This is a genomic window from Desulfobaculum sp. (assembly GCF_054921475.1).
The window spans coordinates 1-15,575 of the sequence record NZ_JBUDSW010000063.1 but is presented as its reverse complement, the minus strand read 5'-3'; the positions used below and the strand labels follow the sequence as shown (position 1 = coordinate 15,575).

Sequence of the window (15,575 nt, the reverse complement as noted above, 5' to 3'; positions counted from 1 at the left end):
TTGAGGAAGCATGGCTCGGCCATGGCTCCAACGCGCAGGAAAACTGCTACATCGTCCACTCCAGCCTGGAGGGCGAAGACGTCACCGCCCACGGCGGCAAGGTGGTCCACGCCCACCTTGGCAAGCACGTGTTTGTGGGCTTCAACGCCTTCCTGCACGGCACACCCGAGACGCCGCTTCAGGTGGGCTCGAACACCATCATCATGCCCCACACCATCATCGACGCCGAGGAACCGCTGGAAATCCCGTCCGACACGCTGGTTTGGGGCTACATCCGCAATGCCGACGACCTCAAGCAGCACTCCATCGCCCTTGTCGATCTGGAAAAGATCACCGACGGCATGGAGATGGGCGCAATGCGCTTTAGCGGCAGCGGCAAGGTCTTTGCGGACGCCTTCCGTGGCCGCATCCGCCACATTCTGGAAGAGAACGGCGCATTCTTCGACGAAGCCAACAACGCCGGACACGCCCAGAAGAATCAGGAAATGGCCTTTAATATCCTCCAGCCCTACCCCTCCGGCGACCTTGCCGGACTCTATCCCAAGCTGGAGATTAAACCCACGGAACTGGAAACCATTGACGAGTTCTCAGCACCCTAGCTGGAACCTGCCTCAGCACAACAACGGCCACGTGGGAAACCGCGTGGCCGTTCTTTTTGCCCTGCCCCGTGGCATTTCCCGCTCCAGTTATGCTATGCTTCAACGCGCGGTTCCACATCGGCGCCCAATTTGAGCCCGCAGCAAGCTCCAAGGACAGGGCCGGTAAAAATCGCCCAAAGCGTCCGCGAGACGACACAAAACACATGATATGCAACACTGCGGCGAATACTGCAGCAAAACATCGTAGAATATGAGCCGTTTATAGTGTACAACACAGGGCTGTACCCCCATATAGCCAGCGCAAGGGAAGGCAAAATATGCACGGAGCAGAGCCTGCGCACACAGGCTTGTTCTAAACGTCACGAATTGCGTCGAACCGAGTGCTCACTCGGGTGGTGCGATCATATCCTATATCATAGGAATACCGCACCAATTCTGGATTTTTCGGACGGCAAGCTATTCACGAATGAGCACAAATAGGGTACAGATTTCTTTGCTTTTTGGGAGGAGGTGCCCCCAAAAAGAGAAAGGAGAGGAATCTTAACCAAATAATTCCGTACAGTTATAACCAAGGATTCGCTCATGGCCATTTCTAATGACCATCTTGGACGGCGGCATGGGCCTGCCGACAAGATAGGTGCGTCCGCCAAGCCGCGTAAGCGACGTGTCGGGCCCATGGTATCCACATTCGTCATCATGGCGATTGCATGGGTCATTCTCTCGGGAAAGTTCGACGCTTTCCACCTGACGCTGGGAGTCATCTCCTGTGCCATCGTCGCCTGGTTCTCCAGTGACCTGCTGTTTCCGCCCAAAGACGGCGTCAACGGCCCCACGGCAACCTGGCTTCGTTTCCCGCTCTACATCCCGTGGCTTCTGCTGGAGATCATCAAAGCCAACTTCTGGCTGATGTATCTCGTCTTCCACCCCAGGATGCTGGACAAGATTGACCCCAAGGTCATCAAGTTCGACAGCCGCCTGCAGAAAACCATGGCACGGCTCGCCTTTGCCAACTCCATCACGCTCACACCCGGTACCATTACGGTGTATGTGGACGTGGACGGCCGCTACACCGTCCATGCCATTGACGAGAAGTCCGCATCCGGTGTGCCTGGCGAGATGGAGGAAAAAGTAGCAAAGACTTTCGGAGAGTAACCTATGGATTCGTACTTTCTGTTTGCCGCCCTGTGCCTTATCGCCGTTATGATCGTCACCCTGTACCGCACGGTGGTTGGTCCTACGGTTATGGATAGGATGCTGGGCGTCAACGCCATCGGGTCCAAGACGGTGGTGCTGCTTGTCCTTTTGGGCTTCAGTTTCGATCGTGTGGACATGTTCGTGGACATTGCGCTGGCGTACGGCATGCTGAACTTCATCGCCGTTATCGCGGCCAGCCGCTACTTCCAGAAACGCAAGGGACTCCACGACGAGTCCTAGGGCAGCTTTTACCCTGCACAAAGGAGAAAAAAAGACATGATACTCGACATCATCGTCATGACGCTGCTGCTTTTGGGCATCGTCGTCTTCGCCGGGGCCGCCCTTGGCATCGTCCGTTTCCCGGACTTCTATTCCCGCCTGCACCCGGCGGGCAAGATGGACACTCTGGGTTCGGCGCTGATGCTCCTCGGTCTGGCGCTGTACAACCTGCACCACTTCGAGGTGGCAACCCTGCTGACCAGCCTTAAGATCATGTTCATTCTGGTCTTCGTCTTCATTGCCAGCCCTACCGCGACCCACGCCCTTGTGGATGCGGGCTTCCGCGCTGGTCTGAAGCCGTGGAAAAAAGGACAGGAAAGGAGATAGTCGCATGATCTGGCAGATAGACGAAGCAATTCTGGTTCTGGTCATGTTCTGTGCCATCGGCGCCCTGCAGGTCAAAGACCTTTTGGGTGCGGCGCTCGTCTTCGGCGCGTTCAGCTTCATGATGTGCGTCCTGTGGACGTCCATGGGCGCTGTTGACGTGGCCTTTACCGAGGCCGCCGTCGGCGCTGGCGTGAGCACGGTGCTGTTCATCGGTGCCGTCTTCAGAACTTCAAGGAGGTCCAAGGACTGATGATGAAGCATCTGAGTCTGGCAACCGTCGTCATCACCGGCCTGCTGCTGATTTACATCACCGGCAGCTTCCCGGCTTGGGGCGACCCGAACTCCCCCGCCAGCACGCACCTTTCGAACCACTACATCACCAAAACAATGGAAGAGACGAGTGTCCCGAACATCGTCTCCGCCGTTTTGGGCGACTATCGTGGATTCGACACCATGTTTGAAACCACGGTGGTGTTTTGTGCTGGTATGGCCGTCTTTTTCATGCTTGGTGCCTACAAGCGTGACCAACCAACGGTCCGTCAGTTCCGCCACACCGAAACCGGCGTGGTGCTGCGCTTCCGCAATGGCGCAAAGACCCCACGCGAGGGCGGCGCGTTTGAAGAAATCGATCCCACGTGGATACCGTACGATTTCATCGTCTCGCGCGTCGCAAAGCTGATGGTCCCCTTCATCCAAATCTTCGGCCTGTACGTCATCGCCCACGGCCACCACAGCCCGGGCGGCGGCTTTCAGGGCGGCGTCATCCTTGCGGCAGCCTTCCTGCTGCTGGGCCTGTCGCACAACATGCGCACGCTGATCAACCGCGTCTCCAACAAGGCGCTGGGGCTTATGTCCGCTGCGGGTGTGGTCATCTACGCCGGTTACGGCGCGCTGGCCATGATCTACGGCGGCAACTTCCTCGACTACTCCGCCCTGGCGGGCCTTCTGGGCATGGACCCGGTGGCCGCCCGCTCGTTCGGCATCCTTGTTATTGAGATCGGCGTGGGCCTCACCGTCATGTCCACGATGGTCATCATCTACAACAATGTCGCCTCTGTCGGCAGATACGACGAGGGCCTCTAGTATGCATGAACTGCTCGAAACCGTGATAACGGCCAAGTACAACTACTGGGCGTACACCGTGCTGATGATGATCGGCGTATGGGCGATGATTGGAAAGAACAACTTGGTCAAGAAGGTGATCGGCATGAACATCTTCCAGACCTCCATCATCCTGTTCTACGTCTCCATCGGCTCGAAAAAGGGCGCGACGATTCCGATCCTTCAGCACGCGCACGGCGCGACGAACCACGCCGTCAACGCAGCGGACTACATCAACCCGCTGCCTCACGTGCTGATGCTGACCGCCATCGTCGTCTCCGTGGCGACCCTCGGTGTGGCACTGGCGCTTCTGCTCAATATTTATAAAGAGCACAAGACGCTGGAAGAAGACGAAATCTTAAAACACCTCAGCGAATAATGAACCAATATCCTGCGCTTATACTCATCGCACCGTTGTTGTCGGCCTTTGCCGTCGCCATCGGCGGATGGTTCGGCCGGCGGATCCACTTCCCCGTGGCCGTCGCCGCGCTGGGCGTGTCCGTCCTTTCCGCCATCGGCCTGCTTGCTCAGGTGATGGCAGACGGCCCATTCAGCTACCGCCTTGGCGGCTGGCCGCCGCCCGTCGGCATCGAGTACTATGTGGACCACCTGAACGCTTTGGTCCTGCTGCTCGTCGCCGGTCTGGGATTCGTCAACCTTATTGCCACCCGCGCCGACATCGAGCGCCGCTACGAAGGCAAGGTCCCCGTGTTCTACACGCTGTACCTCCTGTCCGTGGCCGGTCACCTCGGCATCGTCGTTACTGGTGACGCGTTCAACCTCTACGTCCTGCTTGAGATCGCCGCGCTGTCCGGCTACGCACTGCTTGCCATGGGCAATGCCCGTGCGCCGCTGTCCACCCTGCGCTACCTGTTCATGGGTACTGTGGGTGCGTCGTTCTACCTGCTGGGCGTCGGCTACATGTACATCATGACCGGCTCCCTCAACATGCAGGACCTCGCCACCATTCTGCCGAACCTCTATGGCAACCCCGCCATCATCGCCGCCTTTGGCTTGGTGCTGGCCGGTGTGTTCGCCAAGATGGCGTTCTTCCCCATGCACGCATGGCTGCCCGGCGCCTACGGTGACGCAGGCAACCCGGCATCCAGCCTCATCGCCCCCATGACCACCAAAGTCATGGTCTACGTGATGATCCGCATGATGCTGACCGTGTTCCAGCCCGAGTTCGTGTTCTCCTCGCCCGAGGTGAGCCGCGCTATCGTCTGGCTGGCGGTCATCGCCATGATGGCAGGTGCCTTCTTTGCCTTGTCCAGCCGCGACCTCAAGCGCATGCTGACCTTCATCCTCATCTCCGAGGTTGGCTACATGGTCGGCGGCGCATGGCTCGGCAACCGCATCGGCATGTCCGGCTCCATCCTGCACATCGTCAACGACGCCGTGATGACGCTGTGCGTGTTCCTGTGCGTTGGCTGCATTGCCTACCGCCACGAGAACACCCACTTCGACAATCTGAAGGGGCTGTTCCGCACGCAGCCGTTCACCATGACGGCCTTTGTCATCGCCGCGCTGGCCATGATTGGCGTGCCGCCGACCTGCGGCTTCTTCTCCAAGTGGTATCTCATCCTCGGCGGCCTTGAGGCCAATCACTACGGCTTTGTGGCCGCACTCATTCTGTCGAGCCTGATGAACGTTGTCATGTTCTTCAGAATATTCGAGATCGCCTACTTTGAGCCGTTCGCCGAAGGTCACGGTCATGAACACGGCCACGGCCCTGCGCCGCAGCCCATCAAGGACGCGCCGTGGAGCATGGTGGTTCCGCTGCTTCTGGTGGCAGTGGGCCTCATCGTGCTGGGCCTGTACTCCGGCGACATCGTCACCCGCGTCATCGACTTCGCCATTCCGGCCAACATCGCCTAGGGGACTCGTATGCACTATGAAACTATAGTCTCTGTCAGACCGCTCATCGCCGTTCTGGTCTCCCTGGCGGTCATGCCCATCATCGCGTCGTGCGGCAAATCGCCCAACGCGCGTGAGGCATGGACGTTTATTGCGGGAGCCATCAAGCTGGCCATCGTGGCATCCATGGTGCCGGCCGTGCTGGACGGCGTTCAGTTTACATACACCATGTTCGAGGTGCTGCCCGGCGTACCGCTGGCCTTTAAGGTTGACGCCTTTGGCCTGATGTTCGCGCTGGTCTCCTCGTCCTTGTGGATTCTGACCTCCATCTACTCCATCGGCTACATGCGTGCGGAGCACGAGCACAGCCAGACGCGATACTTCGCGTTCTTTGCGCTGGCGCTGTCCTCCACCATTGGTGTGGCCTTCTCCGCCAACCTGCTGACCATGTACATGTTCTACGAGATTCTCTCCCTGAGCACGTACCCCTTGGTCACGCACCATCAGGACCCCGAAGCCCGCGCCTCCGGCCGCAAGTACCTGCTCTACATCATGGGCACGTCCATCGGTCTGGCGCTTCCGGCCATGCTGGTCGCCTACTTCCAGGCGGGCACGCTGGACTTCGGTCCCGGCGGCTTCCTTGCCGGTCACGTCACCCCGACCATGGCCACCACCCTGCTGGTGATGTTCCTGTTCGGTTTCGCCAAGGTCGGCATCATGCCGTTCCACTCCTGGCTGCCCGCAGCCATGGTGGCGCCCACGCCTGTTTCGGCCCTGCTGCACGCGGTGGCGGTTGTTAAGGTTGGTGCGTTCTCCGTGCTGCGTGTCATCACCGGTGTGTTCGGCGTGGACCTGCTGGCCCAGATGAACCTGTCGTGGTTTATCTGCACGGCGGCAAGTGTGACCATCATCACAGCCTCGCTCATAGCGCTATCGCAGGACGGACTGAAACGGCGGCTGGCCTTCTCGACCATTGGTCAGTTGTCCTACATCGTCCTCGGCCTTGGCCTGTTGGCCCCAAAAGCGCTCATTGGCGGCAGCGTGCATATTGCCATGCACGCCTTCGGCAAGATTACGCTCTTCATGTGCGCCGGCGCCATTTTCGTTGGCGCGGGCAAGAAGAACATCAGCGAGATGGTGGGCATCGGCAAGCGCATGCCCGTGACCATGGCGGCGTTCCTTATCGGCTCGCTGTCCGTCATCGGCATTCCGCCCACTGGCGGCTTCTTCTCCAAGTGGTACCTGCTGCAGGGCACCATAGAAGCCGGACAGTGGCCGTTCATGGTGGTGCTGCTGGTCAGCTCGCTGCTGAACGCGGCCTACTTCCTGCCCATCGTCTACAAGGCGTTCTTCTGCACGGCTGATGAATGCATGTTCAATGAGGGCGTCAAGGAAGCGCCAATCCAGTGCGTGGCACCCCTTGTCATCACAGCGGCGTGCTCCATTGGGCTCTTCTTCTACCCCGACGTGTTCATGAACCTGGCCAAGCTGGCCGTGGGCGTGACCCCCTAAGGAGAGGGACGATAATGAGCCAAAAGAAAGAATTCGACTGGTTCGACCATGACAAAAACAGGAAGCTTCTGTGGAAGCTCCTGTACGGCACCTGCGCCCTGACGCTGGTTCTGGAACCCTTCGCCCATGTTCACGGCCACTTTGGCTGGGACAACTTCTTCGGGTTCTCTGCGCTACTCGGCTTCGGGTCCTGCGCGGTGCTGATTGTCCTCGCGAAACTCATGGGCTACGCGCTCAAGGTGAGGGAGGATTTTTATGATCGCTAACATCCCCCCGTTCTCGATACTCATCCTCGGCGCGATTCTCGTGCCGTTCTTCCGGGGCAAGATGAAAAGCCTGTACGTGTGCCTTCTTCCGGCACTGGCGTTCTGGGTCATTACCCAGCTGCCCTACGGAGAATACCTGGGGGTGCACTTCTTCGGGTACGACCTGACGCTTCTGCGCGTTGACAAGCTGTCCAAAATCTTCGGCTATGTCTTCACGCTGAACGGCTTTGCGGCCTTCCTGTATGCCTTCTACTTGAAGGACAACCAGCAGCACATGGCGGCGCTGGGCTACATGGGCGGCGCGCTTGGCGTGGTCTTCGCCGGCGACCTTGTCACGCTCTACTTCTTCTGGGAGTGGATGGCTGTGACGTCCACCTTCCTCATTCTGGCCCGCAGAACGAAGAAGGCCTACGGCGCTGGTTTCCGCTACGTGCTGATGCACCTGTTTGGCGGGCTGGTCCTGCTGGCGGGTATTGTGATGCACGTGCAGGGCACAGGCTCCGTGGCGTTTGAACACTTTGCAGTGCGCGGCTGGGCCTCGTACCTCATTTTGTTCGGCATTCTTGTGAACGCTGCGGCTCCGCCCTTCCACGCGTGGTTGTCCGACGCCTACCCCGAAGCCACCGTCACCGGCGGCCTCATCCTGTCGGCGTACACCACCAAAACCTCCGTCTACACCCTCATCCGCGGCTACGCCGGGTATGAGGTGCTCATTGTCATCGGCTGCATCATGGCCCTGTACGGCATCATGTACGCCCTGCTCGAAAACGACATGCGCCGCATTCTTGCCTACTCCATCATCAACCAGGTGGGCTTCATGATTTGCGGCGTGGGCATCGGCACGGCCATGTCCCTGAACGGCGCAGCGGCGCACGCCTTCTGTCACATCATCTACAAGTCTCTCTTGTGGATGAGCGCGGGCAGCGTGCTCTACATGACCGGCAAGAGCAAATGCACCGAGCTTGGCGGTCTGTACAAGACCATGCCATGGACAATGATATTCGGCACAATCGGCGCGCTGGCGATTTCGTCCGTGCCGTTTACCAGCGGCTACACCTCCAAGCCCCTGATCATCGACGCGGCTGTGCACGAGCACTTCACGTGGGCATGGCTGGTGCTTGAGGTTGCCTCCGCGGGCGTGTTCCTGCACGCGGGCATCAAGTTCCCCTACTTTGTGTTCTTTAACCAGGACAGGGGACTGCGTCCGGGCGAGCCGCCGCACAAGACGATGCTAGTCGCCATGGGCATCATGGCCTTCCTGTGCATCTTCCTTGGCGTGTACCCCGATCCGCTGTATGCCATACTGCCCTTCGACATGCCCGCGCATGAGCCGTACACCTTCGGCGGCGTGGTCAAGCAGTTCCAGCTGCTGATGCTGTCCGCTCTCGCGTTCTTCGTGTTCCTGAAGCTGCTGAAGCGTACGGACACCATCGCGATTGATACGGACATCTTCTGGCGCCTTGGCGGCCGGGCATTCTACAAGCTGATGGCTAGCGTCCTCAACGGCCTGAACGCCGTGTGTGACCACGTCATTGCCAAGGGCCTCACCGGTCTGGTCAACGGCTTCTTTGTGAATGCTCCGCTGAGGCTGACCCAGCTTGTGCTCTACCCTGTGCTCTCCGGGGCGCAGCGCGAGCGGCTGGCCAAGCAGTTCAAGGCTGGAGTGTCGCCCATCGGCCTCTCCGTGGCGGTATCCCTGCTGTACCTGTTTGGGATTATCGTCTTCATGCTGAACCGATAACATCCGATAACCACGACCATCGAGGTTACAGATATGATTACGCTGAGCGATCTGAAAAACGTCCCCATGCTGCAAGGCCTTGGTGACGACGCCCTTGAAAAGATGCTGCCGCTGGCCAAGCTGGAGAACTACAAGGCCGACGAGGTCATCTACGAGTCCGACGCACCGGCAGATGACTTCTACATCCTGCGCTCCGGCAAGGCTCTGCTGGAAGGCGACATCAGCGAAGATGTCACCATCTCCCTCGCGTCCCTGAAGCCGGGCTACCTGTTCGGCTGGTACGCGCTGGTGCCCAGCTACAGCCACACCATGCGCGCCCGCGCCACCGAACCGACGGAAGTCATCGCCTTCCCCGGCGACGGCCTGCGCGCCCTCATGGACGAAAACCACGACCTCGGCTACCGCCTCATGAACCGCCTGTTCATGCTGGTCCGCCGCCGTCTGGACTACCGCAGTGAGCAGTTCATGAAAATCCTGTCCCGCCATCCTGACCTGTCCTCCATGGACGACTAGCGGACAGCGGCGTCGCGGCCTTGCCTGACGCCACAGACTGCACCCCACGCGGCGCATGGTTCTCCATGCGCCGCGTTTTTTTGCCCCTGATTCCCGCGCAGCCTCACGCCAATCGCGCCCACCCGCGGCCCCTCTTTGTCATGCCGCAGCATCAATTTGCCCCCTAAAATCCTTGCCTGACGGGGGCTGAGCGCCCTCCTTGGGGGATTTTCGCGCGCAAGGTGTGGCACATTTATAAAAAATATAGTACGACAAAGGCCGTTCTTGCGGGACACCTGTTCCGCCCACGCTTAGTCCCGGAGGCATCCCTTGCGCCACATATCTCTCCGCACCCGGCTTTTGGCCCCGCTTCTCACGTGTCTTTTTGTCATGGCACTGGCCGCCCCCAGCTTTGCGCACAGGGTGACCATTTTCGCGTGGGAGGAAGACGGCATCATCCATACCGAAAGCACGTTCAGCGGGGGCAAAAAGGCCCGCCGCAGCACGGTTACGGTCTCCAACGCCAAAACCGGCGAAACCCTGCTCACCGGCACCACGGACGACGCAGGGCTCTTCTCCTTCCCCGTGCCGCCGCAGGCCGCCAAACAGCGCATGGACCTGCGCCTCAAGCTCAATGCCGGAACCGGCCACGCCGGAGAATGGGTCATTGCCGCCGACGAGTACCTTGGCGCCAAGGATTGGCAGGAGGTCACCCCCTCCACGCCCATCACGGACGCCGAGCCCGCGCCGGTCACCTCCGGCGGGCACAACTCGCACCTCAGCGTGAGTGAGGCCGCTCTGGAGCGCATCGTGGAGCGTGCTGTGGACCGCAAGCTGGCGCCCATTGCCAAACGCCTTGCCGCGCAGGAGACGTCCGGTCCGTCCATGGCGGATATCTTTGGCGGCATCGGCTACATCTTTGGCCTGTTTGGCGTTGGCGCACTGGTCGCCAGCAGGAAGCGGAGCTAGCGCCCCATGCTGGACGAACGTTTCGCTTACGGCTCGTCCCCCTTGCACACGCTGGACCCCCGCGCAAAAATCTGCGCGGCCACGGCCTTTTCCTGCGTGGTTGCCGTGTGCCAGCAACTTCCGGTGCTCCTTGCGGCCCTTGGCCTTGGCGCGGTGGTCGTGCTCTCCGGTGGTCTGCCACTCCGGGCTGTTGGAAAACGCCTGCTGGCGGTGAACATCTTTATCCTACTGCTGTGGATTGTGGTGCCCTTCTCCATGCCGGGAACGCCCGTGTTCTCGGTGCTGGGCTTTACAGCCACGCAGGAGGCCATTGCCCTCACCACGCGCATCACCATCAAATCCAACGCCATCATCCTTGTGCTGACGGCGCTCATCGCCACCACGCCCGTGCCTGCGTTGGGCCACGCCCTTCGCGCCCTGCATGTGCCGCAAAAGCTCGGCTGGCTGCTCATTTTCACCTACAGGCAAATATTTATCATCGCCAAGGAATTCCAGCGTCTGAGCGCCGCCATGAAGGTCCGGGGCTTTACCCCACGCACCAACATGCACACCTACCGCGCCTACGCTTCATTGCTCGGCATGGTCCTTGTCCGCAGCCTCGACCGCTCGGAGCGCGTGTATCAGGCCATGGTCTGCCGCGGCTTCAACGGCGCGTTCCACTCCCTTAACGGCCTCGCCATGACCACGCGGGATGTCGTCTTCCTCGCCCTCATGCTGGCCCTGACCTGCGCCCTTGCCGCCGGAGAACTGCTCATCCCATGACTGCCGCGCCGCTTTTTGAACTCAAGGACATCCACTTCGGCTACCCCGCACAGCCCGAGATTCTCTCCGGCCTCAACTTCTGCCTGCGCCCCGGTGACCGCTTTGGCATCATCGGCCCCAATGGCACAGGCAAAACCACCATGGCGCACATCCTCATGGGCCTCATCCAGCCAACGCAGGGCCGGGTCTTTTTCAAGGGCCAGCCCGTGAACGCGCCGGACATCCAGCAGCGCCTGCGCTGCGCCGTGGGCCTGCTGTTTCAGGACGCGGACGACCAGCTCATCTTTCCCACCGTTATTGAGGATGTGGCCTTCGGCCCGCTGAACATGGGCAAAACCACTGACGAAGCACGCGACATCGCCCAGCGCACCCTGCGCACCCTTGGCCTTGGCGGCTTTGAGGACCGCGTGACGCATAAGCTCTCGGGCGGTGAAAAAAAGCTGGTCTCGCTGGCGTCCGTTCTTGCCATGGAGCCGGAGGCCCTGCTCCTTGATGAACCCACCAACGCGCTGGACGTGGACACGCGCGAGCGCCTTGTGCGCATCCTGGCGGACCTCAACAAGGCGCTGGTCATCATCTCGCACGACTGGGACTTTCTAGCCCGCACCACCCATGACATCTACGCCATGAAGGACGGGCGCATCGCCTTTGACGGCGAAACCCACACCCACCAGCACATCCACGCCCACACGCACGGCACCATGCCCCATACCCACGGGGACTAGCCGCCGCTGGGCTCTGCGCCCTTTGCCCGCACATTCCGCCATCACCCGCGCGCCGACTACCGCCCGCGCGGGGCTTCTCCATTGTCCATTTCTCTGCTATGAATGGGACTTGCGCTGCCCCGTAGCGCCAATTCCCATCCACCACCATCAACGGACATTATGCAGAAAGGTATCCTCCTCGTCGCTTTCGGCTCAAGCAGACAGGCCGCGCACCTGTCGCTCAAGCGCTTTGACGACGCCGTCCGGCGTCGCTTTCCCGGCGTGCCCGCCCGCTGGGCCTTCACGTCTGGTGTGGTCCGCGGCAAGCTTGCCGACAAGGGCATGAAGACCGACTCCGTGCGCAAGGCGCTGGAGAAAATGTGGTTTGAAAAATTCACGCATGTGGCCGTGCAGTCCCTGCACATCATCCCCGGCGACGAGTACCACGACCTTGTAGAGGACGTGCAACGCTTTCGCGGTGGCGAGCGCGGCTTTGAGCGCATTGTCCTTGGCCGTCCGCTCATCACCAACGAAGGCGACGTTGCCGCAGCGGCGGACGCCGTTATGCGCGCCCTGCCGCCGGAGCGCCGCGCCGGGGAAGCCGTCGTGCTCATGGGGCACGGCACATGGCATGCGGGCGACTCCATGTACGACGCCCTGTATGACGAACTGCGCCGCCGCGACGACAACGTGTACGTCGCCACCATGGACGGCCGCCTCGTTATTGAGGACGTCACCAAGGCGTTAGCGGAAAAGGGCGTTGCCAAGGCGTGGCTTGTCCCCCTGCTGGCCGTCCCCGGCCGCCACGTCCAAAAGGACATGTGCGGCGCTGGGCCGGACTCGTGGGTCAATATTCTCTCCGCCGCGGGCATTCAGACGGAATGCGTCCTGCGTGGCACCGCCGAGTATGGCGACTTCCCCAACATCTGGCTGGACCACCTGAGCGAGGCCATCGCCAACGACGCCGAAGCCCCCTCCTGACCGGCCGCCCACTGCGCGGGCCGCTCTTTCTCAGAGCGCTCCCCTGACTCCACAATCACGCTGTTTTAGGGCGCAGCTTCCACCCGGCCTGCCACGCACGCCCAAGCCGCGCAGATATCTTCTCCAACCCACGGCCCAACACGGCGCGGGTTCTGCGGCATACATCCCGGCCACACTGACGCGTGAGTTCCCGCTACACAGACACACAAAAAAGCGCCCCGGACCAAACGGTCCGGGGCGCTGTCATCTCAAGGTCAAACAGACTACCCTTGGTCCGTCCAGCGGATAAGGCCAAGGGAGTGCGGATCCAGCAGATTCTTGTGGCGCGGCAATACACGTACGGTGTAGCCAAAACGGCCCGGCCACTGCGGCGCAAACTCGCCGGTATAGCGGCACCAGCCTTCCTCCACAAACTCGCCCGGCGTCATCTCCACAGCGGCGCGCTGCTTAAAGTTGCCATCCTGATCAAGCGCCCCGGCGTAGATTTCCACCAACACGTTGCTGGCCTCAATGCCATTGAGGTGCACTTCCGCTGTCACGGGGATGGGCACGCCCACGTTCACCTCGCCCTGCTGCTGGGCCGCCACATTGCGGATATCCAGCCCATGCCACTTGGTCATCATATCCATCCGCCATTCGGCAAGCTCCTTGGCGGCCTGGAAATCATTCTGCGTCAGCTCCAGATAATTTCTGTACGCAGGCAGATAGGCAATGTTTGCGTAGTCCTCCACCATGCGGTGCGAGGTAAACACCGGACCCAACTCCACCAGCGCGCGCTTCATCCGCTCTACCCACGCGCGGGGCAAATTGCCATGGCCGCGGTCGTAGAAGTCCGGCACCACTTCCGTCTCCAGCAGGGTGTACAGAATCTGCGATTCCACAAAGTCCTGATGCCGCAGGTCGTCGTAGGTTTCCCCGCGGCCAATGGACCAGCCCACGCTGTTATCCGTGCGGTAGGCCTCGGCCCACCAGCCGTCCAGCGTGCTCAGGTTGATGACGCCGTTGACCATGGCCTTCATGCCGCTGGTGCCACACGCCTCAAGGGGCACGCGCGGATTGTTCAGCCACACGTCGCAGCCCTGGAGCATATGCTCGGCAATGTCCATGTCGTAGTCCTGCAGAAAGACCATCTTGGGCCGGCAGTCGCCCTCGCGGCAAAACTGCACAATCTGCTGGATGATTTTCTTGCCTTCGTTGTCGGCAGGGTGCGCCTTGCCCGCAAAGATGAACTGCACCCCACGCTGGTTGTTGTGCAGCAGCTTGAGCAGACGGTCCCTGTCCTGCAGGAGCAGGTTCGCGCGTTTGTAGGTGGCAAATCGACGCGCAAAGCCAATGGTCAGGGCCTGCGGGTCCAGCACATCCTCGGCGGCTTCCACCTCGCTACGCCGCGCACCCTTTTGCAGAAGCTCCTGCCGCAGGCGGTGGCGGACAAAGTCCACAAGGCGCTCACGAAGCCGCTCATGCGTGCGCCAGAGTTCGGCGTCGGGGATGGCGTCGGCATTTTTCCACACACGCTGGCAGTCCGGGTCCTCGCGCCAGTTGGAGCCAAGATAGCGGTCAAACAGCAACCCAAGGTCATCTGCCACCCAGCTGGGATGATGCACCCCGTTGGTGATGGCCCCGATGGGCACGTCCTCGGTGGGGAATTGCGGCCACACGCGCTTCCACATATTGCGCGACACGTGGCCGTGCAGTTCACTCACACCGTTATTGAAGCGCGACAGACGCAGCGCCAGCACCGTCATGCAGAAGGATTCCGCATCGTCGCGCGGGTCCTCGCGCCCAAGGGCCATAAAGACCTTAAAGGCAAGGCCAAGCTCCTGCGCGTACGGCTCCATATAGCGCTGCATCAGGTCCGGCGGGAACCTGTCATTGCCCGCAGGGACAGGCGTATGCGTGGTAAACACGCAGCTGGACGCCGCAAGTTCCACCGCCGCCTCGTAGCTCATGCCGCATTCCTTCATGAACACCCGGATGCGCTCCAGCCCGGCAAAGGCGGAGTGCCCTTCGTTCATGTGGATGATTTTGGGGTCCAGCCCAAGGGCCGACAAGGCCTTGATGCCGCCGATGCCGAGCAGCATCTCCTGCTGGAGACGCATTTCCCAGTCGCCGCCGTACAGGCGCGTGGTCAACTGGCGGAACTCCGGCGGGTTCTCGGGGATATTGGTGTCCATCAGGAACAGATTCACCCGCCCCACAGCCGCCTTCCACAGCTGCACCGTTACCTGCCTGTCCTGCAGGTCAAGGGTAAGGCGCACGGGCCGCCCGTTGTCGTCCTTCACAAGGGATATGGGCATCTGCTCAAAATCATACACGGGGTAGTGTTCGTGCTGCCAGCCATCCGGGGCAAGGCGCTGGCGGAAGTAGCCCTGCTGATAGCACAGCCCAATGCCCACAAGAGGAATGTTCAGGTCGCTGGCGGACTTCAAGTGGTCACCGGCAAGGATGCCCAGCCCGCCCGAATAGATGGGCAGGGACGGACTGATGCCAAACTCAAAGCTGAAGTACGCCACCACGGGGTCCTTGCCCAAGCTGCCGGGGAAGCTGAAGGTCGTCGCCACTTCGCCGACGTAGCCCTTGAGTTCGTCCACCGTCTCCTTCATGCGGGTCAGGAACAGGTCGTCCTTGGCCAGCTCCTCCAGCGTGTCCTGCGGCAGGCTGTTGATGAAGCGCACAGGATTACTTTCGCTCTTACGCCACAAAGCTGGATCTATGCGCGAAAAAAGGTCCACAACGTTCCCGTTCCAGGCAAACAGGAAATTGTAGGCGAGTTCCCAAAGCGGGCTCAACT

General features: G+C 60.7%; 17 protein-coding genes. 16 read left to right on the top strand and 1 reads right to left on the bottom strand.

Annotation, left to right across the window (positions count from 1 at the left end; translation table 11 throughout):
* The 16 genes from ACY69P_RS06005 to ACY69P_RS05930 form a co-directional block, all read left to right on the top strand.
* Positions 1-599: LbetaH domain-containing protein (locus ACY69P_RS06005; RefSeq protein ID WP_462326865.1), on the top strand; the 599-nt coding region annotated here is incomplete at its 5' end.
* 675 nt (positions 600-1,274) lie between these two features.
* Positions 1,275-1,751: a Na+/H+ antiporter subunit E gene (locus ACY69P_RS06000; RefSeq protein ID WP_404844579.1), complete on the top strand. Its 477-nt coding sequence runs from the start codon at positions 1,275-1,277 to the stop codon at positions 1,749-1,751.
* Positions 1,752-1,754: 3 nt separating this feature from the next.
* Entirely contained in the window at positions 1,755-2,033 is a 279-nt protein-coding gene (locus ACY69P_RS05995) for a monovalent cation/H+ antiporter complex subunit F (RefSeq protein WP_404844578.1), read from the top strand.
* A 36-nt stretch (positions 2,034-2,069) separates the two neighbouring features.
* Positions 2,070-2,399 (top strand): monovalent cation/H(+) antiporter subunit G, encoded by a 330-nt coding sequence (mnhG, locus tag ACY69P_RS05990; protein WP_404844577.1) that lies wholly within the window; start codon positions 2,070-2,072, stop codon positions 2,397-2,399.
* Positions 2,400-2,403: 4 nt separating this feature from the next.
* Positions 2,404-2,649, top strand: a complete 246-nt coding sequence (locus ACY69P_RS05985; RefSeq protein ID WP_459899329.1) for a Na(+)/H(+) antiporter subunit B — start codon at positions 2,404-2,406, stop codon at positions 2,647-2,649.
* Complete coding sequence (locus ACY69P_RS05980) at positions 2,649-3,482, top strand: Na(+)/H(+) antiporter subunit B (protein ID WP_459899327.1); 834 nt, start codon at positions 2,649-2,651, stop codon at positions 3,480-3,482. The genes ACY69P_RS05985 and ACY69P_RS05980 overlap by 1 nt, the downstream gene beginning before the upstream one ends.
* A 1-nt stretch (position 3,483) precedes the next feature.
* Positions 3,484-3,879: a cation:proton antiporter subunit C gene (locus ACY69P_RS05975; protein ID WP_404844574.1), complete on the top strand. Its 396-nt coding sequence runs from the start codon at positions 3,484-3,486 to the stop codon at positions 3,877-3,879.
* Positions 3,879-5,378, top strand: coding sequence for a proton-conducting transporter transmembrane domain-containing protein (locus ACY69P_RS05970; RefSeq protein ID WP_404844573.1), 1,500 nt, complete (start codon positions 3,879-3,881; stop codon positions 5,376-5,378). Before ACY69P_RS05975 ends, ACY69P_RS05970 begins: the two co-directional genes overlap by 1 nt.
* Positions 5,379-5,387: 9 nt before the next feature.
* Positions 5,388-6,869 carry a monovalent cation/H+ antiporter subunit D family protein gene (locus ACY69P_RS05965; RefSeq protein WP_404844572.1) on the top strand — a complete coding sequence of 494 codons (1,482 nt, stop codon included), beginning with the start codon at positions 5,388-5,390 and terminating at the stop codon, positions 6,867-6,869.
* Positions 6,870-6,883: 14 nt separating this feature from the next.
* Positions 6,884-7,135: a hypothetical protein gene (locus tag ACY69P_RS05960; protein WP_462326864.1), complete on the top strand. Its 252-nt coding sequence runs from the start codon at positions 6,884-6,886 to the stop codon at positions 7,133-7,135.
* Positions 7,125-8,876, top strand: coding sequence for a Na(+)/H(+) antiporter subunit D (locus ACY69P_RS05955; protein WP_462326863.1), 1,752 nt, complete (start codon positions 7,125-7,127; stop codon positions 8,874-8,876). Before ACY69P_RS05960 ends, ACY69P_RS05955 begins: the two co-directional genes overlap by 11 nt.
* A 33-nt stretch (positions 8,877-8,909) precedes the next feature.
* Positions 8,910-9,389, top strand: coding sequence for a Crp/Fnr family transcriptional regulator (locus ACY69P_RS05950; protein WP_404844569.1), 480 nt, complete (start codon positions 8,910-8,912; stop codon positions 9,387-9,389).
* A gap of 369 nt (positions 9,390-9,758) precedes the next feature.
* A complete protein-coding gene (locus ACY69P_RS05945; protein ID WP_459899322.1) occupies positions 9,759-10,337 on the top strand; it encodes a cobalamin biosynthesis protein CbiL in 579 nt (192 codons plus the stop codon).
* A 6-nt stretch (positions 10,338-10,343) separates the two neighbouring features.
* A complete protein-coding gene (gene cbiQ / locus ACY69P_RS05940; RefSeq protein ID WP_459899320.1) occupies positions 10,344-11,099 on the top strand; it encodes a cobalt ECF transporter T component CbiQ in 756 nt (251 codons plus the stop codon).
* Complete coding sequence (locus ACY69P_RS05935) at positions 11,096-11,824, top strand: energy-coupling factor ABC transporter ATP-binding protein (protein WP_462326862.1); 729 nt, start codon at positions 11,096-11,098, stop codon at positions 11,822-11,824. Before cbiQ ends, ACY69P_RS05935 begins: the two co-directional genes overlap by 4 nt.
* Before the next feature lie 159 nt (positions 11,825-11,983).
* Positions 11,984-12,784: a sirohydrochlorin cobaltochelatase gene (locus ACY69P_RS05930; protein ID WP_459899316.1), complete on the top strand. Its 801-nt coding sequence runs from the start codon at positions 11,984-11,986 to the stop codon at positions 12,782-12,784.
* 263 nt (positions 12,785-13,047) lie between these two features.
* On the opposite strand, the gene glgP is transcribed toward ACY69P_RS05930, so the two are convergent.
* Positions 13,048-15,573 (bottom strand): alpha-glucan family phosphorylase, encoded by a 2,526-nt coding sequence (gene glgP / locus ACY69P_RS05925; protein ID WP_462326861.1) that lies wholly within the window; start codon positions 15,571-15,573, stop codon positions 13,048-13,050.
* Between the last annotated feature and the right edge of the window lie 2 nt (positions 15,574-15,575).